The sequence below is a fragment of the Methyloterricola oryzae genome (genome assembly GCF_000934725.1).
Taxonomy (GTDB): domain Bacteria; phylum Pseudomonadota; class Gammaproteobacteria; order Methylococcales; family Methylococcaceae; genus Methyloterricola; species Methyloterricola oryzae.
This window is the reverse complement of sequence record NZ_JYNS01000003.1, coordinates 140,911-162,949: the sequence shown is the minus strand read 5'-3', so window position 1 is coordinate 162,949 and position 22,039 is coordinate 140,911. Positions and strand designations below refer to the sequence as shown.

At 62.9% G+C, this 22,039-nt stretch carries 17 protein-coding genes; 10 read left to right on the top strand and 7 right to left on the bottom strand.

What is annotated here, in order from left to right; genetic code table 11:
• Positions 1-11: 11 nt before the first annotated feature.
• Positions 12-1,355 (bottom strand): (Fe-S)-binding protein, encoded by a 1,344-nt coding sequence (locus EK23_RS06800; RefSeq protein ID WP_045224567.1) that lies wholly within the window; start codon positions 1,353-1,355, stop codon positions 12-14.
• A gap of 14 nt (positions 1,356-1,369) precedes the next feature.
• Positions 1,370-1,564, bottom strand: a complete 195-nt coding sequence (gene iscX, locus EK23_RS06795; RefSeq protein WP_045224566.1) for a Fe-S cluster assembly protein IscX — start codon at positions 1,562-1,564, stop codon at positions 1,370-1,372.
• 84 nt (positions 1,565-1,648) lie between these two features.
• Here iscX and EK23_RS06790 point away from each other — a divergent pair, with 84 nt between their 5' ends.
• Entirely contained in the window at positions 1,649-2,251 is a 603-nt protein-coding gene (locus EK23_RS06790) for a DUF938 domain-containing protein (RefSeq protein ID WP_200892106.1), read from the top strand.
• A gap of 23 nt (positions 2,252-2,274) precedes the next feature.
• On the opposite strand, the gene EK23_RS06785 is transcribed toward EK23_RS06790, so the two are convergent.
• Positions 2,275-2,586, bottom strand: coding sequence for a hypothetical protein (locus tag EK23_RS06785; protein WP_045224565.1), 312 nt, complete (start codon positions 2,584-2,586; stop codon positions 2,275-2,277).
• A gap of 110 nt (positions 2,587-2,696) precedes the next feature.
• Positions 2,697-4,280 carry a flavin monoamine oxidase family protein gene (locus tag EK23_RS06780; protein WP_045224688.1) on the bottom strand — a complete coding sequence of 528 codons (1,584 nt, stop codon included), beginning with the start codon at positions 4,278-4,280 and terminating at the stop codon, positions 2,697-2,699.
• Between the two features lie 305 nt (positions 4,281-4,585).
• On the opposite strand from EK23_RS06780, the gene EK23_RS06775 reads away from it, so the two are divergent.
• Positions 4,586-5,920, top strand: coding sequence for a TRAFs-binding domain-containing protein (locus EK23_RS06775; RefSeq protein WP_045224687.1), 1,335 nt, complete (start codon positions 4,586-4,588; stop codon positions 5,918-5,920).
• A gap of 29 nt (positions 5,921-5,949) precedes the next feature.
• Here EK23_RS06775 and EK23_RS06770 read toward each other — a convergent pair whose 3' ends face one another.
• A complete protein-coding gene (locus EK23_RS06770; protein ID WP_045224564.1) occupies positions 5,950-8,619 on the bottom strand; it encodes a patatin-like phospholipase family protein in 2,670 nt (889 codons plus the stop codon).
• A 295-nt stretch (positions 8,620-8,914) separates the two neighbouring features.
• Between EK23_RS06770 and EK23_RS06765 the strand changes: the two genes are divergently transcribed.
• From EK23_RS06765 to trmL, 6 genes are all read left to right on the top strand, one after another.
• A complete protein-coding gene (locus EK23_RS06765) occupies positions 8,915-9,877 on the top strand; it encodes a Nudix family hydrolase (RefSeq protein ID WP_045224563.1) in 963 nt (320 codons plus the stop codon).
• A 185-nt stretch (positions 9,878-10,062) separates the two neighbouring features.
• Positions 10,063-11,472 (top strand): glutamate--ammonia ligase, encoded by a 1,410-nt coding sequence (gene glnA, locus EK23_RS06760; RefSeq protein ID WP_045224562.1) that lies wholly within the window; start codon positions 10,063-10,065, stop codon positions 11,470-11,472.
• 328 nt (positions 11,473-11,800) lie between these two features.
• The gene (glnL, locus tag EK23_RS06755; protein ID WP_235281941.1) at positions 11,801-12,883 is read left to right on the top strand and encodes a nitrogen regulation protein NR(II); all 1,083 of its coding nucleotides are present in this window, start codon (positions 11,801-11,803) and stop codon (positions 12,881-12,883) included.
• A complete protein-coding gene (gene ntrC / locus EK23_RS06750) occupies positions 12,876-14,297 on the top strand; it encodes a nitrogen regulation protein NR(I) (protein ID WP_045224561.1) in 1,422 nt (473 codons plus the stop codon). Before glnL ends, ntrC begins: the two co-directional genes overlap by 8 nt.
• A 173-nt stretch (positions 14,298-14,470) precedes the next feature.
• Positions 14,471-16,978 (top strand): glycogen/starch/alpha-glucan phosphorylase, encoded by a 2,508-nt coding sequence (locus EK23_RS06745; protein ID WP_045224560.1) that lies wholly within the window; start codon positions 14,471-14,473, stop codon positions 16,976-16,978.
• Between the two features lie 29 nt (positions 16,979-17,007).
• Entirely contained in the window at positions 17,008-17,484 is a 477-nt protein-coding gene (trmL, locus tag EK23_RS06740) for a tRNA (uridine(34)/cytosine(34)/5-carboxymethylaminomethyluridine(34)-2'-O)-methyltransferase TrmL (protein ID WP_045224559.1), read from the top strand.
• A 21-nt stretch (positions 17,485-17,505) separates the two neighbouring features.
• On the opposite strand, the gene EK23_RS21590 is transcribed toward trmL, so the two are convergent.
• Both EK23_RS21590 and EK23_RS06730 read right to left on the bottom strand, forming a co-directional pair.
• A complete protein-coding gene (locus EK23_RS21590) occupies positions 17,506-18,522 on the bottom strand; it encodes a PspC domain-containing protein (RefSeq protein ID WP_052807999.1) in 1,017 nt (338 codons plus the stop codon).
• Between the two features lie 44 nt (positions 18,523-18,566).
• Positions 18,567-19,784, bottom strand: a complete 1,218-nt coding sequence (locus EK23_RS06730) for a toxic anion resistance protein (RefSeq protein ID WP_045224558.1) — start codon at positions 19,782-19,784, stop codon at positions 18,567-18,569.
• Positions 19,785-19,963: 179 nt separating this feature from the next.
• Here EK23_RS06730 and EK23_RS06725 point away from each other — a divergent pair, with 179 nt between their 5' ends.
• The gene (locus EK23_RS06725; protein ID WP_045224557.1) at positions 19,964-20,680 is read left to right on the top strand and encodes a superoxide dismutase; all 717 of its coding nucleotides are present in this window, start codon (positions 19,964-19,966) and stop codon (positions 20,678-20,680) included.
• 73 nt (positions 20,681-20,753) lie between these two features.
• Complete coding sequence (locus EK23_RS06720; RefSeq protein ID WP_052807998.1) at positions 20,754-22,010, top strand: urease accessory protein UreH domain-containing protein; 1,257 nt, start codon at positions 20,754-20,756, stop codon at positions 22,008-22,010.
• Positions 22,011-22,039 lie beyond the last annotated feature (29 nt).

Here is a 22,039-nt window from a genome sequence, read left to right as displayed (position 1 = left end):
TTGAGGCCGGCTCAGGCCTCGCTGTTCAGAGCCGCGCGCAGCACCCGCGCCAGATGCAGGCTTTGGCGCTCGGCGCCATCATTGATCTGATGACGGCAACTGGTGCCGTTGGCGATCACCAGGGTGTCCATGTCGGCCTCACGCACTTTGGGCAACAGGGCAAGTTCTCCCATGGCCATGGAGACCTCGTAGTGTTCCGCCTCCAGTCCGAAGGCGCCGGCCATGCCACAGCAGCTGGACTCGATGAACTCGGTTTTGAGCCCGGGAATCAGGCCCAACACCTTGCGCATGGGTTTCATGGCGCCGAAGGCCTTCTGGTGGCAATGGCCGTGCACCAACGCCTGTTCCTGCGGTAAGGGCTTGAGGGGCAATTCCAGGCGCTTGCCATCGTGTTCCTTGGCCAGGAACTCCTCCAGCAGCATCGCTGAGCGGGCGATAGTGGCAGCATCCTCGCCGAGCCCCAGCGCATAGTATTCATCCCGCAGCATCAGCAGGCACGAGGGCTCCAGCCCGATGACGGGGAAGCCTTGCTCAACGAGGGGCGCCAGGGCTCGAAGCGTACGTTGTGCCTCTTCCCGCGCCTGTTCCACCAGACCGTTTGACAGGAAGGTACGGCCGCAACAGAGCGGCCTTTCGCCGGCCGGTGCCCGCGCCAGGATGACGCCATAGCCCGCCGCGCGCAGCACATCCACCGCCGCCTGGGCATTCTCCGGCTCGTAATGGTTGGAGAACGTGTCCACCAGCAGCACAACCGAGGTCTTGTTCCCGGCAAAGTCCGACGGCGCCTGCGCCAGGAAACTTCGCCCTGCGGCCTCGGGCAGGCTGCGTCCGGCGGCGATGCCCAGCCAACGTTCGCCCAGGCGCGCAAGGAAGGGCAGGCGGGCGCGCAGCGACAGCAGCCCATTCAGGGCCGGCAGCCACGCGCCCAGCCTCGGCAAGTAGGCGATCAGTCGCTCCCGCAGGGGCGCACCGCCGGATTGCTTCCAGCGCTGAGCCAGGGCCTCGACGCGCAGCAGGGCCATGTCCACGCCGTTGGGGCATTCGCGCTTGCAGCCCTTGCAGCCTAGGCACAGGTCCATGGCCGCTTCCAGTTCCGGGCCGAGGAAGGGCTTGTCGCCGTACTCACCGTTGAGCGCCGCCTTGAGGGTGGCGGCCCGGTGTTGGGTGGAATGGGCGGCATTGCCGGTGACACGGAAGCTGGGGCACATCACCCCCTTATCGCTGCGCTGGCACTGGCGGTTGCCGATGCAGACCGCGGCGGCCTTGCCATAGGAACCGCCTTCCGCCGGGATCGCCGCGTAGGCATCGCCCGCGCCGTAGCTGTCGTAGGCCGACCAGTCCAGTTGCGTATCCATGTTTTCAGTTCCGCTCAGCTGATTTCGTCGATCCAAGCCATCTGGATCGCCTCGAGGACCTTTTCATTGCATTTCTCGAGGCTGTCGTCGAAACCTTCCAGCCCGGTAATCCAGTTCAGCAGGTCGGTGAAGCGGACGTAGCGGGGGTCGACGTCCGCATGCGCCTCGCTCAGGGCGATGGCGATATCGTAGGTGTCGCTGAATTTCATAGGCTGGTCTCTGTGTTTGATGTATCTGAACCGGCAGGGCCGTTAAACTGGCCACTGGTTTTCCGCATGAACTTTGCCTAAACAATGAACGCCATCGCCAAGCCCCATGCGCCATCCTGTGAGCGTAACCGCGACCCTATCCTCGCCGTTCTGCGCGAGCATTTCGCCGGCCGGCGCAAGGTGCTGGAGATTGCCAGCGGCACCGGTCAGCATGCCGTGTACTTCGCCACGCATTTGCCCCACCTCAGCTGGCAAGCCTCCGATCTGGAGGAGCAGATTGCCGGCATCGGGCTCTGGGTCGATGAGGCCGCATTGCCTAACCTGCCGCCGCCGCTTCCCCTGGATGTGCGCAAGGAATGGCCCCAAGAACGCTTCGACGCGGTGTTTAGCGCCAACTCGCTGCACATCATGGCTTGGGCCGAGGTGGAGTGCCTGTTTGCGCGCCTGCCGGATGTGCTGGAACCTGAGGCCGTCCTCGCGGTGTATGGCCCTTTCAATTACGGTGGCCGCTTCACCAGCGATAGCAATGCCCAATTCAATGCATGGCTTCAAGCCCGGGGCGCCCACATGGCCATCCGCGATTTCGAGGCCGTGAACGGCTTGGCCGCTGCCGCAGGCCTCCAGCCGGTCGCGGATCTTGAAATGCCCGCGAACAACCGCCTGCTGGTTTGGCGGCTGGGTGGCTAGGGCGTCCGCCCTTTCCGCCTGGCTCAGCCGTCCCGGTTGGCGATGGCCTGGTTCTGGGCGCGGCGTATGCGCTCTGCCAGGCCTTTGGGGCTGTTCTCAAAGGCCAGCTTGTTGGCTTCCAAAGCAGCCTGCGCCGTGGCGGCTTCCTCCGCATTGAGCGGCAGGCGCCCGGCCATGTGGGTGGCATCCGGCACCGCTTGCAGAATCGCATCGCGGTTGGGGTGCTCGGCCACGGGCACCAGGTATTCGGCTTCGGGTTTACCGGCCAGGCAGACGGAAAGTTCGATGACTTCCACCTTGCGGCCATCCTGTGTGGTCTTGATATAGGTACTCATGGGTTTTTCCGCTCATTGTAGGTGGGGCGCGCGCCAGCCCCGGCGTTGCGCGAGGCGCTGAAGCCGGTGCGAGTGCAGGAGTTTCAAGCTGGGTGAACTGCCCGTCTGGCTCATGCCGCCGCGGCGATGCGCTCGGAACTGGCCTTGGCGATCATCAGGTCGTTGACCGCCAGGGCGAACTCGCGCCAGGCGGCGGCCAGGTCACGGGCGATGGTTTCCAGGTATTCGGGCGACACATGGTGCTCGTCGGGGAAGTTGGACATGGCGCAGGAGGTGCGATTGTGCTCGATCACCGCGTCCAGCAGGGCCTTGTTGAAGCCCAGGAACGGGTTCAGCGCCTTGGGGGTAAGCCCGCAGCGACCTTGCTCGATCCCTTCCTCGGCGGCGTTGAACGGCAGTTCGTCAAGCAAGGTCAAGGCCTCGCTGTAGACCTGTTCCATGGTGCCGAGAACGGCGCGCTGGGTGATCTGTTCCTTGACCTGCTTGGCCAGGTTCTGCTGCAAGTGCCGCTTGTAGCGCTCCAATGCGCCGTCGCGCTGGAGTTGCACCCAGGCATTGAACTGATCCAGGCTGGCTTGATTGCCGCTTGAATGCGGTGCCGCGGCTTGCGGCTTCAGGCTCAAGCTTAGATTGCGCTGGATGCGGGCGGCCGCTTCCAGGGCGCCTTCCAGGTAGCCGCCAGCGTAGGTGGCCGTTTCCGAGCCGCCGAAAAACAGCTTTTCGTCCCATTGGGGCCAACGCAGGGCAGGGTGGCCATATTCCGGGTGATGGTCCGGCGGTGTGCGGTCACGGCTGCTGCAGGTGTAGTCATCGGCCGCCCAGTCGTGCACATGCTGTTCACCGTGCTCGGCGTCGGTTCCAAAGACCTGCACCAGTTGGCTGGATACCAGCATGGACATGCCCCCACGCAGCGAGGCCCGGAATTCGGGCGGCAGGCTGAAGAAGCCACCCACGGCGGCCTTGCCGCCATCGGCATCGCAGGCATCGAAAATCTCGCCCAGCACCACATGCTCGTGATGCACGAAGGCATTGCCGGAGTGTCCCTGCTCGCGCCAGAAAGGGCGTTCAAAGGCCACCAGGGCCTTGGCCTGATCCGCCATCCAGGTGTAGGTTTCCCGCATTGCTTCGCGCACCTGGCCGTCCAGGGGGGGATCGAAGGCAATCTTTTCTTCCACCAGGCGCGGCGGCAGGGCGAGAACCACATGACGCGCCTGCACCTCGATGCGCTCCAGGCCGCGCCGAAGCCGCAACAAGACATGGTCGCCGCAGTCGGTCACACTCTCCAGCACATGCCCGAGACGCAGGGATGCTTCCGGCAACTCCTGCAGGAGGGCCTGGGTCACGGCGCTCATGCCACCTTCCATCCGCTGCGCCCCGCCGTGCAGGTTGGGGCGCTGGACGCTGTCCGGCTGTTTGTCGTGATCGGCCAGGCGCAGCACCTCGCCGGTGTCGTGCTGAGGAAAGCTGCGCAAGCCCAGATCACGCACCAGCCGCGTGATGCGCGGCTGGGTTTCCGGCCAGAACCAGGTGGGGCCAAGGTCCAGGGGTGTTCCCTGCCGGCTGATGGCGGTGAGCACGCGCCCGCCGGCGCGCCCGCGGGCCTCGAACAGGGCGAAGCTGCGTCCTTGACGGTGCAGGCCTTGGGCCAGGGCCAGTCCGCAGATGCCGGCGCCGATGATAGCCGTTTCGAGCATGGCTGGTTTCTCCAGTAGGGAATCAACACGCATGCAGCAAGCTTCATTCCAGACTCGAATTGAGGACCGTATGATCTGTATCACTGGCTTGCAATTCAATGAATTCAATGGTTTATTGTGGTGCTAGCGCGGCCTGCCGGCTGGCCTCCGATGAAGCCTTTGCGACAAGCCGCCCGCACTTTGTCAGGTTCCGCCTAGAATGGGGCGGCTCGTGCACGCCGTTCGGGGCGGGCGCGAGCCGACGGCCTGAACGGCAGCGCCGTGCGATCCTTTGAATCCTTGTGAAACAGGACCTGGAGTCCGCCATGAATCGACCCCTCTGCTTTGTCCTCATGCCCTTCGGCAAGAAGCCTGCCGCCAGCGCCGGCGGCGCCATGATCGATTTCGATGCGGTCTATCAGGACTATATCCGGCCTGCAATCGAGGACGCCGGCCTCGAGCCGATACGGGCCGATGAGGAGATGACCGGGGGAGTGATCCACAAGCCCATGTTCGAGCGGCTCATATTGTGCGAGTTTGCGGTCGCCGACCTGACCAATGCCAACGCCAACGTGTTCTATGAACTGGGACTGCGCCACGCGGTGAAGCCGGCCACTACGGTACTCACTTTCGCCGAGGGCATGGGACAACTGCCCTTCGACGTGATGCCTCTGCGCGCCCTGCCTTACCGCCTGGGGCACGACGGCAGACCGGACGCGGCGGAGGCGGCCCGGCGCGCATTGACGGAGAAACTCAAGGCGGCCCGCGATTTTCCCACCGACAGCCCGGTATTCCAGATGGTGGAGAATTTTCCGGACATTCAGCGGCTGAAGACCGATGTCTTCCGCGAACGGGTGCGCTACTCCGAGGAGCGCAAGGCGGAGCTCGCCGTGGCGCGCAAACAGGGCGCCGATGCCGTGCGTGCCATTGAGGCCGACTTGGGCAACCTGGCCGATGCCGACTCCGGGGTGGTGCTGGATCTTTTCCTTTCTTACCGCGCGGTCAAGGCCTGGGACGCCATGATCGCGCTGGTGGCGAAGATGTCCCGGCCCTTGGCCGCCACGGTCATGGTGCAGGAACAGCTTGGCATGGCCCTGAACCGCGCGGGGCGACGCGACGAGGCCGAGCGCGTGCTGCTGGACGTGATTGCCGCACGCGGACCGAGCAGCGAAACCTACGGTTTGCTGGGCCGGGTCTATAAGGATCATTGGGAGGCCGCCGGTCCCGGGTTGTTGGCGGACGGATTGCTAGGGAAGGCGATTGACGCGTACCTCAAGGGCTTCGAGGCGGATTGGCGCGACGCCTATCCTGGCATCAACGCGGTGACCCTGATGGAACTCAGGAATCCGCCCGACCCCCGCCGCGAGAAGCTCATACCGGTCGTCTTCTACGCGGTGGAGAGGCGCATTGCGACGGGGCAGCCCGATTATTGGGATCATGCCACGCTGCTTGAACTGGCGGTACTGGACAAGGACAGGACGAGGGCGGTCGCGGCGCTGAGCGCGGCCCTCGCCCATGTGCGCGAAGTCTGGGAGCCGGAAACCACTGCCCGTAATCTGCGCTTGATCCGCGAGGCCCGCGCCGGGCGGGATGAGCACGTGGAGTGGGCCGAGCAGGTTGAGCAGGAACTCCTGCGGCGCGCAGCGCAGATCTCAGCCTGAACCTCGATCCGCGCCAGCGTCGCCATGCATCATTTGCTTTTGCCGTCGAGCTTAAGCAGACGGCTCAACGCGCCGCGCTCTAGGAACAAGCGGTCTATCCACCAAAGGTGCAGCTTGCCCAGGACATAGCCCGTCAGGCCAATGGCGACCTTGATCACTATCTGCTTTGACTCGCCGGCAGGGTTCAGCCACTTCAAGGCCGGTAGCACCAGGCCGGCGAAAGTCAGCAGGAGGGCCGAGAGGACGACACCCCAGGTGATTTGCTGCGAAAACAGGGGGGCGTTCCACAGCAGCACGATGAGGACCACAAGCGCCAAAGCCGCGCCAGCGCCCACGATGGTGGCGAGCCGCTTCAGTTCCGGCACCAGCTTCCAGGCCTTGAGAAACAGGGCGCTGCCCGCCTTCAGCTGGAAGGCCAGGTCCTGGCGCCGCGGCGAGGCGCCGGACTCGGCTTCGCCCAGAAGGTCGAGCAGCGGCAGGAACGGCCAGTCGCTGCGCGCCGGGGCGTCGATGGAGAAATTCCCCCAGTTGCCTTTGCCGCCGTCCTTCAGGTGCTGCGCCTGGAGCACTTTCAATTCGGCCGAGGTCATCAGGTAACCGCTGGCCATGAGGCAATAGGCTTCCACGTCGGTGAAGGCATCCAGGTCGGTACGCAACGCGGCGATGCTGTCCTGTAGCCGTTTGTTGACGCCATAGGAGGTGGGTTCGTCGGGGAGCGCGCCACTGAAGGCTTCCTTTGCCTTTCCACCGTTCCAGGTTGCCGGCGCGACGCCCAGTTCCTTCTTGCTGTGCACGAACAGCAAGCCCTGCAGCGCGCGGCTGTCGAGGCGGCCCTGCAGGTCCTGGTACTCTGCTTCGCGGATACGGTCCTGCAGGACCGACACGGTGCGCAGCAGCACGCCCGCCGGGTCGTCGGCTGGGTCGGATACGTCGGCCATCTGGCCCGAGGCATCGCTGCACAGGATCAGGGTGCAACCTTCGTCCAGCAGGCCCTGCACGCCCTGATTGTCATGAACGCCGCCATCGACCAGCCGCACGGTCGTGCCCGGGTAGAGATTCTGGATCACCAGAGGCTCGAACAGACCCGGTACGCAGGACGAGGCGGCCACCGCATGGCCGAGGCGAAACTCGCGCAGGCCCTGGTTCGGCGCTTCCCGGTAGTACAGGCGGCGATAGCGGCGGTTGTTGTCGATCTCATCGCCCACCAGACCGGGCGGTTCGCCCATCCAACTGGCGGTGAAAAACCAGTTATGCCCCGAATTCAGGGAGGTGGTGTTGAGCAGGAGTATGGGCACCTTGGCGCGCCGCCGCCAGTTCTCGAATTTCGGCTTGAACCGCTTGGCAGTGGATGCCGGGCCACTGGCCGGCTGTACCAGCAATTGCTCCATGTGGCGCGGATTGTCGCCCTTTCCATCCTTCACCCGGCGGTACAGCAGGTCCTCGTAAACCTCGCCCAGCTTGTGACTGCGCGAATAGCTTGCGCAGAACAGCATGCGCAGCGTGTCGAAGAAATTGGCGAAGGTAGTCATGCGCACATTGCGCTGCACACCTTGCAGGAACTGGGTCTGGACCCGCTTGACCAGATCGATGTAGTCCTCGATATCGAGCGCACGATCGGGGCGGGATTCCAGCAGCTTTTGCAGTTCGAGATAGTATTGGGCGCCAACGATGCTGCCGCCGGAGACGGTAGAGAGGACCTCGACGCTGCGCAGGGCATCGACTTCCGCCAGGCGCGCCAGCACGCCGAGGTGGAACAACGAGGCGCGGAAGCCGCCACCGGACAGTGCGAGGCCGACGCGTCCGCGGTGGCTGCCGGCGGCAGCGGCCGTGTCCTCGCCCAATAGGCGCGCAAGCGCTTGCCAGGGGGCATCCCAATCCTTGGGGTCGCTACCCGGCGCGGGAGGCGCGAGATTCTGGTGGTCAGCCAGGGCAGCGAGTTGGCGGAAGGTGGATTGCAGTTCCCATTCCTTGACATCGGGGAGCGCCGCGGCCTGTTCCAGCAGGCGGCCCGCTTCCTCGTACTCGCCCAGGCCGAATCGGGCTTCCGCCAGGGTTGCCAGGAACCAGTGCTGCCGGCCCAGGGATGTGTCCCTGCGGAGCATGGGGCCCAGGATCCTGAGCACGGATTTGCGCAGATTCTCGGCCTTCTTGTGGTACTGCTTCGCTTCGGCGGACGGAATGCCGTTACGCTTTTCGATCTGGATCAGGCGCGCGGCCAGCAGGTCACAGATGAAGGCGGCATTGATGCCGCCGTAGCCCATGTCCTGGTTCGGGTTGCGTTCATGGGCCGCGGTATAGAAGGCGAGGGACTCGTGCAGGAATTCGATCTGGCCGCCGTGCTCCCAGCGCCGTTTGCACACGGCTCCTCCCAGGGCCAGGGTTTCGGCATCCAGGTTGCCGGGCTCGCGCAAGCCGATGTCTTCCAACAGCCTCATGGCGTCGTCGAGGCGGCTGGCCGGCGGCAGTTCTTCGTCCTTGTAGGTGCACAGCGCCAGTTGCTGGGTCAGCCACACAGCCTCCGACGAGGTGCTGCGCTGGCCATCTGGAAGGGCTGCCAGAACCGTCGTAAGGAGTCGGCGCGCGCGCCCGAAATCCAGCGATCCCTTCAGTTGCCCGATTATGTCCCTGATGTCGTCGCGTCCTGGCAAGGCAATCGTGCCGGATAGCATCGCCTCTACCTTTTCGTTCAAATCTGTCATGTTCTCTCCTCCCTCGATCCTTTTCATCATGTTTGTTCCGCTCGTCGCCGGCTCCTGCCTGCTGCTCTGGTCTGCCTCGGGGCAGTCGGCGCATCCGATGTTACCTCCGTTCGCTGCCCTTGTAAGCTGGAAAACGGGGCGGGCTTTTTTCAGTGGAACACGCTGGTAGGCCAAGACGCCGCGCACGAAGCTGCCGCTCTCGGGTTGCCCTTGTGTACAATGCTGGATCATTTACCGCGAAGTTTGACTTTGCTGCCTCGCGTCCCCGCCCAAATGCCGCGCAAATCTTGAAAGCGTGAATCCAGTCGTCCAGTCCCATGAACTCCACGTCGCCGTCGGCGTCGTTCGCGGTGCCGCGGGCGAGGTCCTGATCGCCCGCCGCCACGATCATTTGCATCAGGGGGGCTTGTGGGAATTTCCCGGGGGCAAGGTGGAGGCGGGGGAATCCACGCTGGAGGCCCTGGACCGGGAACTGCACGAAGAATTGGGCATTCGGGTCCTTCGCGGCGAGCCTTTGCTGCAGGTGCGCCACGCCTATGCCGACCGGTCCGTTCTTCTGGATACCTTTGAGGTTCTGGAGTTCTCCGGCACGCCGCAGGGCAGGGAAGGACAGCCCATTATCTGGGTCGCGGCGGACGATCTGTCTTCCTTTGAATTTCCTGCCGCCAATCGCCCCATTTTGACCGCGGCCCGGCTGCCCGATCGCTATGCAATTCTGGACAACCCGGCAGAGCAGGATCTCTCGGACTGTTTGCACAACCTTGGTGCATCCGGTGTGCGCGTGGTCCAACTGCGGGCCAAGGCCTTGTCGGACGGAGCCTACCGGTCATTAGCGACCGCTGCGTTGAAGATCGCCGCGGACCTGGGTGTGAGCCTGCTGCTCAATCACGACCCACAACTCGCGCTGGAATTGGGTGCCCAAGGCGTACACCTGGACTCGGCCCGCCTGCGCAGACTGGACGAAAGGCCGGAGGGCAGCCACTTCTGGGTGGCCGCCTCGTGCCATAACCATAGCGAATTGCAGAAGGCCGAGGCGCTGGGCCTGGACTTCGCGGTGCTCTCTCCAGTGTGCCGGACGCCTTCCCATTCGCAAGCCGTCCCGATGGGCTGGGAGCGTTTTCGGGAGTTGGTGGCGACGGTCAACATCCCTGTTTACGCACTCGGCGGAATGAATTTGGACTGTCTGCCCAAGGCAAGGCAAAATGGCGCCCGTGGGATCGCCGGTATCCGAGGGATGGTCCTGGGGTCGCTGAGGTGAACCAATTTGGTGCGTTGCGCGCATTGGTGGTGCATCCGGTCTCGTCTCATGCGGTGCTCCACAATACAAATATCGCTCAAGGTCGGGAATTCCCGATAACGAGCCCATTGGTATAAATCCTGAATGGAAAAGCAATTGTCCATCAGACTGGCATTCATACATAACACTCACCAGAGGAGAAGCGCATGACGCCCAAAGACGTACTTCAGATGATCAAGGAAAAGGAAGTCAAATATGTGGACTTTCGTTTCTGCGATACGAAAGGCAAAGAGCAGCACGTCAGCGTTCCTGCTAGCACCATCGAAGAGGATCTGTTCGAAGACGGCAAGATGTTCGATGGCTCGTCCATCGCCGGGTGGAAGGGCATCAACGAATCCGACATGATCCTGATGCCGGATGCGTCCACCGCCGTTATGGATCCCTTTTTCGACGACGCCACCCTCATCCTGCGCTGCGACATCGTCGAGCCGGCCACCATGCAGGGTTACGAGCGCGACCCGCGCTCCATCGCCAAGCGCGCCGAAGCCTATCTGAAGTCCACCGGTATCGGCGATACCGCTTTCTTCGGGCCGGAGAATGAATTCTTCGTGTTCGACGACGTGCGCTGGGGTACCAGCATGCAGGGGTCTTTCTTCAAGATCGATTCCGAAGAAGCCGGCTGGAACTCCGAGAAGGTTTACGAGGATGGCAACATCGGCCATCGTCCGGGCGTGAAAGGCGGTTATTTCCCGGTTCCGCCGGTGGATTCCCTGCAGGACCTGCGTTCCGCCATGTGCAACACCCTGGAGGAAATGGGGCAGGCCGTCGAAGTTCATCACCACGAAGTGGCGACGGCGGGTCAGTGCGAAATCGGCGTCAAGTTCGGCACCCTGGTGAAGAAGGCCGACGAAGTGCTGGTTCTCAAGTACGTGCTGCAGAACGTGGCTCACGCCTACGGCAAGACCCTGACCTTCATGCCCAAGCCGCTGGTGGGTGACAACGGCAACGGCATGCACGTGCATCAGTCCATCGCCAAGGGCGGCGTGAACCTGTTCACCGGCGATCTGTACGGCGGCCTGTCGGAAACGGCCCTGTACTACATCGGCGGCATCATCAAGCACGCCAAGGCCTTGAATGCCTTCTGCAATGCCTCCACCAACAGCTACAAGCGTCTGGTACCGGGCTTCGAGGCGCCGGTTATGCTGGCCTACTCGGCTCGCAACCGCTCCGCGTCCATCCGTATCCCCTACGTGATGAACCCGAAGGCGCGCCGCATCGAAGTACGTTTCCCCGATTCCACCGCCAACCCCTACCTGGCGTTCTCCGCCATGCTGATGGCGGGTCTGGACGGCATCATCAACAAGATCCATCCGGGCGACGCCATGGACAAGGATCTATACGACCTGCCGCCGGAAGAAGAGAAAGCCATCCCGCAGGTGTGCTACTCCTTCGACCAGGCTCTGGAAGCCTTGGACGCGGATCGCGCCTTCCTGACTGCGGGCGGCGTGTTCACCGACGACGTGATCGATGCCTACATCGAACTGAAGAGCCAGGAAGTGACCCGGTTGCGCATGAGCACCCATCCGGTCGAGTTCGACATGTACTACAGCTTGTAAGGAGTTTTCGCGGGCCGCTGTAGCCCTCGATCCTGCCTGCAATCTATGAGAGCGCCCCCGAGTGGGGCGCTTTCTGTTTCTGCCAGTCGCTTTCCTCCGCTTTTTTTCTCCCTGTGTCCCGTTAGTTGGCATCGCACTGCACTATTATGGTGCTATGAATTGTGCTCAGAGGGTGTGGCTTGAAGGCCTTAGCACCATCCTGAGTCAGGGACGCGCAGTCGTCCAACAAGAGCAAGTGCAATAAAAGCCTAGCCACGCCGGGTTGCGCCCCTGTCCAGCCTCGGATTTGCCATCATGCCATGATCCAAGTCCTTGGCATGACTATTGAATGACCTATGCCATGCCCAATTTTGCGCCCGTCGCCTTTTACCGCCGTATTCTCGACAACCTCTCCGATGCGGTGCTGTTGTTCGATCCGGCCCTGTCTTTGGTTTACATCAACATGCCAGGCGAGGTGCTGCTAGCGGTCAGTGCGCGCCAGGTTCTGGGCGCGAAGGCGGACCAGGTGTTCCTGTTCAGCGATCAGGGGCTGGAAGCGGATATGACACGAGCGCTGGAGTCGGGCGTGTCGCTGACGCGGCGCAACATTCTGCTGGCCCTGCCGCTGCATCCGGCCACGGTGAATGTGACCATGACGCCCGTCCTGGACGACGTCTCGCCCGCTTTGCTGGTGCAGGTGCAGCAGGTCGACCGGCATTTACGCATCTCCATGGAGGAGCAACTGCTGGCCCAGCAGAACGCCGCGAAAATGCTGCTGCGCGGGCTGGCGCACGAAATCAAGAACCCGCTCGGGGGGTTGCGCGGGGCGGCGCAGTTGCTGGACCGGGAACTGGCCGACCAGGAACAGCGCGAATACACCAAGATCATCATCGAGGAGTCGGACCGTCTGCAATCCCTGGTGGACCGCATGCTGGCGCCGAACAAGCCGCCCCAGAAGAGCCGCCTGAACATCCACCGGGTGCTGGAGCGCGTGCGGCAACTGGTGCAGGTAGAAGCGCCCGCGGGGGTGAGCCTGATCCGCGACTACGATCCGAGCATGCCGGCGGTTTACGGGGACAGCGACCAATTGATCCAGGCGATCCTCAACATTGTCCGCAATGCCGCCCAGGCCGTCGGGTCACGGGGCGACATCACCATTCGCACCCGTATCCACCGCCAGGTGACCTTGGGCAACCGCCGGCACCCCTTGGTGGCGAAAATCGACGTGATTGACGATGGCCCCGGCATCAAGCCGGAACTGATGAATCAGATCTTTTATCCAATGGTCACCGGACGGGCGGAGGGTACCGGGCTCGGGCTTTCCATCGCCCAGTCGCTGATCAGCCAGCATGGCGGCTTGGTGGAGTGTGCAAGCGTGCCTGGAAATACGGTTTTTTCCATTTTTTTGCCTCTGGAGAAGGAACATGAGTGATGCCGCCCAAGTATGGGTAGTGGACGACGACCGCTCGATCCGCTGGGTTCTGGAAAAGGCTCTGCAGAAGGCTGATATCCAGGCTCGCTGCTTCCCCAATGCCAACGTCATGCTGGATGCCCTGGAGCAGGCGAAGCCGGACGCGATCCTCACCGACATCCGCATGCCGGGCATCGACGGCCTGGAACTGCTCGATCAGATCCGCGGGACCCACCCCAACCTGCCGGTCATCATCATGACCGCACACTCGGATCTGGAGAGCGCGGTGTCAGCCTTTCACGGCGGCGCCTTCGAGTACCTGCCCAAGCCGTTCGATGTGGATGAGGCGGTGGACCTGGTGCAGCGCGCCTGCAACCAGGGCCGGCGGCAGCGTCAGGAGCAGGCCGAAGTGGCCAGCCTGACGCCAACCAAGACGCCCGAGATCATCGGCGAAGCGCCCGCCATGCAGGAAGTTTTCCGGGCCATCGCGCGCCTGGCCCGCTCCCACATCACGGTGCTCATCAACGGTGAATCGGGGACCGGCAAGGAACTGGTGGCAAGGGCCCTGCATCGGCATAGCCCCAGGGCAAACAAGCCATTCATCGCCCTCAACATGGCGGCGATCCCCAGGGACCTGCTGGAGTCGGAACTGTTCGGCCACGAGCGCGGCGCCTTCACCGGCGCCCAGGCACGCCGCGCCGGACGCTTCGAGCAGGCCGACGGCGGCACCCTTTTCCTGGACGAGATCGGTGACATGCCCGCCGAACTGCAGACGCGATTGCTGCGTGTGCTGGCCGATGGCGAGTTCTTTCCGGTGGGTGCGCACATGCCCAGCAAGGTCGACGTCAGAATCATCGCCGCTACCCATCAGAATCTGGAAAACCTGGTGGCGGAAGGCCGCTTCCGCGAGGATTTGTTCCACCGCCTGAACGTCATCCGCGTGCACATCCCGCCACTACGGGAGCGCCGCCAGGACATTCCGCTGCTGCTGCGCCATTTCCTGAAGGAAGCCAGCACCGAGCTGAATGTGGAAACCAAGACCCTGCTGCCGGAGGTGGAGTCTTTCCTGTGCCAGCTCGACTGGCCGGGCAACGTGCGGCAGATGGAGAACACCTGCCGCTGGATCACGGTCATGGCCTCCGGACAAATGGTGCATCTGGACGATCTGCCACCCGAGCTGCTGCAGGCCCGGCAGGAGAACCTCCCGGTGATCGCGGCCGGCGGCTGGGAGGACTTCTTCAAACAGTGGGTGGACGGGCGTCTGAAGCGGGGCGAAAAGAATGTGGCGAAGGACGCCATTGACACCGCCGAGAGCATACTCATTACCACGGCCCTGCAGTTCACGCGGGGCCGGCGTCAGGAGGCGGCCAAGCTTCTGGGCTATGGCCGCAACACCCTGACGCGCAAGATCAGTGAATTGAGCCTGGACGTCTGATTCGGCATTGACGGCCCGGCAGCCTGGCTTTGGGTCGAAGTCGGGCGGAATTGGTGAGATAATTCAAAGATTGACGCGACTTGCGGCTTTTTCCCGGACACGGGCCAGACGGCTGCACTAGAGCGCCGCCGCGTCGCGCGCCGAACTCACTCACTGACTCAAGAAGACTTGCCATGCCAATGAGACCCCTGCTGAAAGGAAAACCCAGTCCCTGGTTGACGGATCTCCCGCCCCTGGGAATGGAGGCCGAGGACCTGGCCCGCGACATACGTCACCACTTCAACTGCACTCTGGGCCGCGACAAACACTGCAAGTCCGCTCATTACAGCTATACGGCCCTGGCCCTCGCGGTGCGCGACCGCCTCATGGAGCGCTGGAAGAACACCCACTATGCCTATGAGGAGGCGGACTGCAAGCACGCCTATTACCTGTCCATGGAGTTCCTCATGGGGCGCGCCCTGGGCAATGCCATGCTCAATCTGGGCCTCGACAATCCCTTGCACAAGGCGCTGCACAGCATAGGCCTGGAGCTTGAGGAGTTGGTGGAGAGCGAGCCCGACGCGGGACTGGGCAATGGTGGCCTGGGCCGTCTCGCCGCCTGTTTCATCGACAGTTGCGCCACCTTGCAACTGCCTGTGATGGGCTATGGCCTGCGCTACGAGTACGGCATGTTCCGGCAGAACATCGAGGACGGCTATCAGGTGGAGGAGCCCGATCACTGGCTGCGCAACGGTCATGTGTGGGAGCTGGAGCGCCCGGAGCTCACGGTGCGCGTGCGGTTCGGCGGGCGGGTGGAAACCTACGAGGAGCACGATCGGCGCAAGAACCTGCGCTGGGTGGAGACCCATGACGTGCTGGCGGTTCCTTACGACATACCGGTCCCGGGCTACCAGAATGGCACCGTCAACACCCTGCGTCTGTGGAAGGCGGCCGCCACCGACGAGTTCGATCTGGACGAGTTCAATGCCGGCGATTACGCGGAGTCGGTGGCCGCCAAGAATGTGGCCGAGCACATCTCCATGGTGCTGTATCCCAATGACGCCAGCGAGAACGGCAAGGAACTCAGGCTGCGCCAGCAGTATTTCCTGGCCTCCGCCAGCCTGCAGGACGTGATCCGCAAGTGGGTGGCCAATCACGGCGAGGACTTCTCCCAGTTTGCCGAGAAGAACTGCTTCCAGCTCAATGACACCCATCCCAGTATCGCCGTGGCCGAGTTGATGCGTTTGCTCATCGACGAGCACGAGTTGAACTGGGATCAGGCCTGGAGCATCACCAGCCGCACCATGGCCTACACCAACCACACCCTGTTGCCCGAGGCTCTGGAACGCTGGCCGGTTCGCCTGTTCCGCCAGCTCTTGCCCAGGCTCCTGGAGATCATCTTCGAGATCAATGCCCGCTTCCTCAGCGAGGTGTCGGCCCGCTGGCCCGGCGACATCGACCGGCTTGCGCGCATGTCCCTGATCGAGGAGGGCTGGGAACAGCAGGTACGCATGGCCTACCTGGCCATCGTCGGCAGCTTTTCCGTCAATGGCGTGGCGGAACTGCACTCGAACCTGCTCATGCAGGGCTTGTTCCGCGACTTCTACGAAATGTGGCCGCACAAGTTCAACAACAAGACCAACGGCATTACCCCCAGGCGCTGGCTGGCCTGGTGCAATCCCAAGCTGGCGGCCCTGATCACCGAGACCATCGGGGAAGGCTGGGTCACCGATCTGTCTCAGTTGAACAAGCTCGCGCCCTATGCCGACGATCCGGCATTCCGCAAGCGCTGGCGCGAGATCAAGCGTGCCAACAAAGAGCGTTTGCTTGAGCACAAGAAGGCCGAACTGGGCGTGGAGGTGGACCCGGACGCCATGTTCGACGTGCAGGTCAAACGCATGCATGAGTACAAGCGACAGTTGCTGAACGTGCTGCATGTCATCCACCTGTACGACCGCATAAAGCGCGGCGACAAGGCCGACTGGACGCCACGCTGCGTGCTGTTCGGCGGCAAGGCGGCGCCCGGTTACGTCATGGCCAAGCGCATCATCAAGCTGATCAACAACGTTGCCAACGTGGTGAACCATGATCCGGCCACCGACGGTCTGCTGAAAGTGACCTTCATGCCCAACTACCGGGTGTCCGCCATGGAGGTCATCTGTGCCGGGGCGGATCTCTCCGAGCAGATTTCCACCGCCGGCAAAGAGGCTTCGGGCACCGGCAACATGAAGTTCATGATGAATGGCGCCCTCACCATTGGCACCCTGGACGGCGCCAATATCGAGATCCGCCAGGAAGTGGGCGCGGACAACTTCTTCCTGTTCGGTCTGACGGCGGAAGAGGTGGAATCCATGCGCCCGCACTACGATCCGGAATCCTTCATCAATCGCAGCGAGGACTTCCGGCGCGTGATGCACCTGCTCGAGAGCGGCCACTTCAACCAGTTTGAGCCGGGCATCTTCGATTCCATCGCGCAGTCCATCCGCAGCCCGCACGATCCCTGGATGACCGCCGCCGATTTCGACGGCTACGTGCAGGCGCAGCGGGCGGCGGCCGCGGCCTACAAGGACCAGGAGGCCTGGTCGCGCATGAGTATTCTCAACTGCGCCACCAGCGGCAAATTCTCCACCGACCGTACCATCGGCGAGTACAACCGCGACATCTGGAAGCTGCAGCCGGTCCCGTCGCTGTCGGTCAAGTAAGGGGAAGCGGGTTCCGGCGCGACGACGCGGTGTTCCACGTCATTTTGTACCAGCCGGAGATTCCACCCAACACCGGCAATGTCATCCGGTTGTGCGCCAACATGGGGGCTCGGCTGCACCTGGTGAAGCCCCTGGGCTTTGAACTGGATGACAAGCGCCTGCGGCGCGCCGGGCTGGACTACCGTGAATGGGCTAGCATGCAGGTGCATGAAAGTCTTGCGGAATGCCTGGAGACGGCCCGGCCCAACGCGCTCTACGCCTTGAGTACGCGCGGTGTCCGGTGTTACGGGGACGCGGCCTTCGTTGCCGGTGATGCTTTCCTGTTCGGTCCGGAGACCCGCGGTCTGCCTGCGAACGTGTTGGATAGCCTGCCTCCCGGACAGCGGCTTTACCTGCCCATGGTTGAGCAAAGCCGCAGCCTCAACTTGTCCAACACCGTCGCGGTAGTGCTCTATGAGGCCTGGCGGCAGCAGGATTTCAGGGGGAGCGGGCGCGCTCAGTCCTAGTCCAGGCCTGACGGGCCGAGGCTATTCGGGAATCCGGAAGGACTGGTCGGCAAACTTCTCGCGCAGGAAATGCCCGTGGATCATCAGGGCGCCGGCATTGCGTTCGTAAAGGCTGCGGCTGAGATCCAACAGGGCTTTGTCGAGCAGGTTCAACTGTTCTTGCAGGGCCTGTTCGGCGGTCTTGCCGCCGGGCAGGGCCTGGGTGCGGGCCATGCCGGGGGGCAGTTTCAGATATTGCTCGACGGCATCCGGCAGGTATTCCTCGGCGATCTTGCTCACGTGAAACGGGTCGAGGTCGAAGGCCTTGGTCTGACCCTCGCTGCGGTTGGCGAGAAACGCCAACTTCTCCTCGATGTTCTGCAGCAGATCCAATATCTCCCCGCTGACCCGGTGGTTAAGCCGGCTCTTGAGTTCGTCCAGGCGCGCTTTCCAACGGGCCCACAGGGGCGAGATGCCGTCAGCCTGTTGCCAGGCGGCGCCGATGTCTTGCTGCAGCATGGCGGTGGCAGCCTCCTGCAGGGTCTGATGCAAGTCCGCCAGGCGATCGAGAACCGGGTCTAACGCGGCGGCGCCGACGGGTAGACGCAACAGGCTGTCAAGGAGCGCTGGAAATTCCTCGAGGCAAGTGTTGCGCAGGTTTTCCGCCGCGTTGCTGGAACCCACGGCCAGTGCCGGGGCCAAGAGCTTGATGGCGTCAAAGGTTTCCTGGGCCAGGTCGGCCAGGCGCGGTTCGAGGCGGCGATGGCACTTCCGCACCTGCTTTTCCATGGCTTTCAAGCGTCGCCGCAGGGTCCGTGGCACTTCCGGAATCGGCACATGCGGGCGGGAGGGGAGCAGTAGCCAGAGGGCCAGGTAGACCCAGAGAGTCAGGCTGAATGAGATGAACACGGACAGGAGAAACAGGAACCGCACGGGCAGGGGCCTGATGCCGAGATAGTCGGCAATGCCCGCGCATACGCCGCCCAGCCGGCGACGCTGCAGATTCCGCTGCAGGCTGGCGGGGCCCTTGGACTTGGCGCGCGTGGTCAGGCGTTGCATGTTTTTCGGCGTGCGCCGTTAAGTCTGGCCGCTGGGCTCGCGATCTAGAGGTGGATGTCGTCCGCGGTCTCGATTGGCAGGGAGGCGATGACCTCATCCTGCTGCGCGGAACGGACCCGGTCTAGCAGGGACCGACCTTTTTCCACCTCCGCGCTCAAGACCTGGATGGTCTGTTGCATGCTGGTCAGGGCTTGGGTCTTGTACCCGGCGATGGCGTCCATGGTCTGGAAGATATTCTGGAAGGCCAGCTTCAGCTGGTCCACGGACACCGTGGCGCTGACGGCCTGCTCGTGGGTTTGAGCGGCCTGCTTCAGCAGGAGCTGGGAGGTGGCGCCGATCAGGTTGGATGTTGTGGTGTTGAGGGCGGCGATTTGCTCCAGTACCAGCTTCTGATTGGTGAGCGCCTGGGCGACGATCACGGCCGTACGCAGGGCCGAAACCGTGGTGGAGGTGGCCCGGTCGACACCCTTGATCAGTTCCAGGTTGTTCTTGCGGATCACGTCCATGGCCAGGTAGCCCTGGATGGTGACGGCCAGTTGGGTCAGCAGATCCTGCACTTTCTGGCGGGTGTAGAACTGCATTTCTTCGCGCACCACTCGCGCTTTTTCGGCGTCCTGCGCTTCCAGTTCCGGCAGGTGGCGCTCGATGGCCTCGTCCAGCTTCTGGCCCAGATAGATGTATTGCTGCAGCTTGCCCATGATCTCCCAGGCCTGCACCTTCTCCTGCTCCAGGGCGGCATTGTCCTTGCGCAGTTCGTCCTGGCCGTTGTAGAGGGACTGCAGGATGGCGTTGAGATGCGCCTGCGCGGACTGATAGCTTTCGAAGTACTGTTTTGCCTTGTTGCCGCCGGGGATGAAGCCCAGCCACTTCTTCGGCGCCAGCAGATCGCCCTGGCGCGAGGGATCCAGCCGCTCCACCGTCTCGCGCAACTGCAACAAGGATTTGGAAATGGCCGAGCCTTCGTCGAACACACCGCTGTGCATGGCGCGCACCGGCCGTTCCAGAAGGCCGTTGGAAACTGCCGCTGCTGCCTGTATCTCCCGATTGCCCATGGCGTGCACGCCGTTGAGACGCGCCCGAAACTGCGGTTCGTTGACATCCGCGGTCATGACCTCGCGCAGGAAATCCGCGACCTTGCCGTCCAGCTTGGCAAGGATCGACTCATCCAGCTTGACCAGGGTGGAAGCCTGCGCGCTGTCCACCGGAGGGACGGGCTTGGGGGGCTCCAGAGTCAGGGTCTGGTCGATACTGGTCTCGTTCATGGTTTTTCCCGAATTGTGCTCGCGGTTCAAAGCTTACCCGACTCCCGGCGGGCCGTCAGCAGGCGAGGAGCGAAAGCGGTTTCGCCGGCGGGGTGCGGAAGGTAATATAGCTCTCGGTAAATCCGCGTAACGGGCGCGGCGTTTCTGACGCGAGCATTGAAGAGTGCTGAGGAGGATCCATGAGCTTAGAAGACAAGGCCGACAGTCACGGCATCAGCCGCCGGCATTTCCTGGTGATGGCCGGCGGCGTCGCCGCTTCGGGCCTGCTTGCCGGGCTGCCGCGAACGGCGGGCGCAGCCGCCGCCCCTGTGCAGCTACCGTCCTTGCCCTATGCGGAAAATGCGTTGGAACCGGTGATTTCCGCTCAGACACTCAGCTTTCACTATGGCAAGCACCATAAAGGCTATGTGGATAATCTGAACAAGCTCATTGCCGGAACCGACCTGGCCGACCTGCCGCTGGAAAAGATCATCGACGCGGTCAGCGGCAAAGCGGATAAATCCGTCATCTTCAATAATGCCGCACAGGTCTGGAATCACAGCTTCTATTGGAAGAGTCTCAAGCCAAAAGGCGGCGGCGAACCGCCGGCAAGCCTCAAACAGAGGATCGAGGCGTCGTTCGGCAGTGTCGAAGCCTGCAGAAAGGCGCTGGCCGAAGCCGCAGCGACCCAGTTCGGCAGCGGCTGGGCCTGGCTGGTGCAGGAGGGGGCTACCCTCAAGGTGGTCAAGACGTCCAATGCGGAACGCCCCGTCGGCGTCACGCCGCTGCTGACCATCGACGTCTGGGAGCATGCCTACTATCTGGACTACCAGAACCGGCGCGCCGATTATGTGAGCGCCCTCCTCGACAAACTGCTCAACTGGGAGTTCGCCCTGGAGAACTTAAAGCAGGCATGAGACAGCGCGTGCTTCCGGGTCAGGTATGCCACCCCATTTCTTAACCGCTGACATTCGCTGACACTCGACCGTAATGAATTCCGCCGAAGACCTCACCGCCGCCGAAAGGCCCCGGCTTCCTATCCTGCAATCCATCGCCAGCGGCCGCACGCTCCGGTTGATACTAGGCTTGGCCGGTGTGTTGCTGGTCATCTATCTGGACGGCTTGCTGCAACACGTCAAGGGCCTGCCCACCCTCAGCCGCGACATGAGTTTCGGCCTGTTGTTCATCGTCGGTCTGTTCACCGGCTTTCACTGCGTGGGCATGTGCGGCGCCATGGTGCTGAGCTACACCATGAAATCGGCCAGTGGCGGCCGTCCGGGTTACGGAGTGCACCTGTGGTACGGCGCGGGCAAGACCCTCTCCTACACCCTGATTGGCGCCCTGTTCGGTGGGCTGGGCTCCATAATGGCCTTCACGCCGGCTGTGCGCGGCGCCATTGGCATCATCGCCGGGCTGTTCCTGGTGCTGTTTGGCATCGGCATGCTCAACATTTGGCCGGCTTTGCAGAACTTCCGCATCAAGACGCCCAAGTTCTTGCTGCGCTTCATCGGTACCCAATCCCGCAAACACGGTCATCCCTTTGTTATCGGGCTGCTCAATGGACTAATGGTGCTGTGCGGGCCGCTGCAGGCCATGTACATCATGGCCGCCGGCAGCGGCAGCATGGCGCAGGGCGCGGCCATGCTGTTCTTCTTCGGGCTGGGCACCCTGCCGATGATGATGGGCTTCGGCATTTTCGCGAGCCTGGCCTCCCGTCAGCTGGCCCCCAAGCTGATCAGGGCCTCGGCGGTCATTGTCGTCGTGCTGGGGGCGGTGATGCTCAATCGGGGCCTCAAGATGAGTGACACCGGACTGGATTTCGACTCGCTGCGCTTTGGCGCCATGCGGGCGGTGAGCCTGGAGTGGAATTATTGGCAAAAAAAGGCGTTGCTGGCCGACATCCAACTGCCGGAACTGCCCATTCCTGAAGCTCCGCACCGCAACCACACCATGCCCCCTCTTGAAATCAGCGCGCAGGTCGGCGGCCGCGCCGTGGAACCGGACGAGTTCCACCTGCAGGCCGGCGTGCCGGTGCGCTGGGTGATCGAGGTCACGAGTCCCGAGCCGGTGGTCAAGCGGCTGGCCATTCCCGAATGGGGCCTGGACCAGGTGCTACAGCCAGGCGAACAGGTGATCGAGTTTACCCCGACGCAGGTGGGAATTGTCACCTGGCAGGGAGCTGACGGTGAGTCGCTGGCCCGCTTTCTGGTGGAAGATCCACACGCCAGCATGATGCACGTGCACTGAGCGGAACCGTGCTGTTCGACCGCCTCTTT

Excerpts from the sequence above, each read along its gene's own strand:
- EK23_RS06775 (WP_045224687.1), top strand. The coding sequence starts at position 4,586 with ATGAATCGACCCCTCTGCTTTGTCCTCATGCCCTTCGGCAAGAAGCCT.
- EK23_RS06790 (WP_200892106.1), top strand. The coding sequence starts at position 1,649 with ATGAACGCCATCGCCAAGCCCCATGCGCCATCCTGTGAGCGTAACCGC.
- glnL (WP_235281941.1), top strand. The coding sequence starts at position 11,801 with ATGACCTATGCCATGCCCAATTTTGCGCCCGTCGCCTTTTACCGCCGT.
- EK23_RS06785 (WP_045224565.1), bottom strand. The coding sequence starts at position 2,586 with ATGAGTACCTATATCAAGACCACACAGGATGGCCGCAAGGTGGAAGTC.
- EK23_RS06745 (WP_045224560.1), top strand. The coding sequence starts at position 14,471 with ATGCCAATGAGACCCCTGCTGAAAGGAAAACCCAGTCCCTGGTTGACG.
- EK23_RS06800 (WP_045224567.1), bottom strand. The coding sequence starts at position 1,355 with ATGGATACGCAACTGGACTGGTCGGCCTACGACAGCTACGGCGCGGGC.
- EK23_RS06780 (WP_045224688.1), bottom strand. The coding sequence starts at position 4,280 with ATGCTCGAAACGGCTATCATCGGCGCCGGCATCTGCGGACTGGCCCTG.
- ntrC (WP_045224561.1), top strand. The coding sequence starts at position 12,876 with ATGAGTGATGCCGCCCAAGTATGGGTAGTGGACGACGACCGCTCGATC.
- EK23_RS06725 (WP_045224557.1), top strand. The coding sequence starts at position 19,964 with ATGAGCTTAGAAGACAAGGCCGACAGTCACGGCATCAGCCGCCGGCAT.
- EK23_RS06730 (WP_045224558.1), bottom strand. The coding sequence starts at position 19,784 with ATGAACGAGACCAGTATCGACCAGACCCTGACTCTGGAGCCCCCCAAG.
- glnA (WP_045224562.1), top strand. The coding sequence starts at position 10,063 with ATGACGCCCAAAGACGTACTTCAGATGATCAAGGAAAAGGAAGTCAAA.
- iscX (WP_045224566.1), bottom strand. The coding sequence starts at position 1,564 with ATGAAATTCAGCGACACCTACGATATCGCCATCGCCCTGAGCGAGGCG.
- EK23_RS06770 (WP_045224564.1), bottom strand. The coding sequence starts at position 8,619 with ATGACAGATTTGAACGAAAAGGTAGAGGCGATGCTATCCGGCACGATT.
- EK23_RS06720 (WP_052807998.1), top strand. The coding sequence starts at position 20,754 with ATGAATTCCGCCGAAGACCTCACCGCCGCCGAAAGGCCCCGGCTTCCT.
- EK23_RS21590 (WP_052807999.1), bottom strand. The coding sequence starts at position 18,522 with ATGCAACGCCTGACCACGCGCGCCAAGTCCAAGGGCCCCGCCAGCCTG.